General features: G+C 59.9%; 1 pseudogene. It reads right to left on the bottom strand.

What is annotated here, in order from left to right:
- Window positions 1–367, bottom strand: a pseudogene (locus RTW80_RS27785) (conjugal transfer protein TraI); the annotation flags it as partial.

Consider the following 367-nt stretch of genomic DNA (forward strand, 5'->3'; position numbering starts at 1 on the left):
TCCACCGTATAGCGCTGGTTGGCCATCTGCCCCTGTTCTCGATCGGTCACCGTGAACTTAAGCAGATCGCCGGTGCGGACTTCCATCTCGCTGCGGCGAAACAGCTGCACGTCGCCGGTGATCAGCTCCTTCGGGGAATACAGCCCAATCTTCCCCTCCTCATCACGTACCGTCACCGTTCTGCCGTTACGGTCAACGGCCACCACATCCTGGTAGCGATCGCCGCGTTTAACCACCATTCCCGGCTGCCAGGCCTCGGTTTTATTGAACTCATGGCGGGTGTGGGTGATTTTATCGAGCACGGGCACCGTAATGGCCTTCTCCCCCAGTTCCCCCCGGGCAGTCAGCGCAGCATGAATGCCGGCAT

Origin of the sequence: Escherichia sp. AM3 (assembly GCF_032029835.1) — a bacterium.
GTDB lineage: Bacteria > Pseudomonadota > Gammaproteobacteria > Enterobacterales > Enterobacteriaceae > Escherichia > Escherichia coli.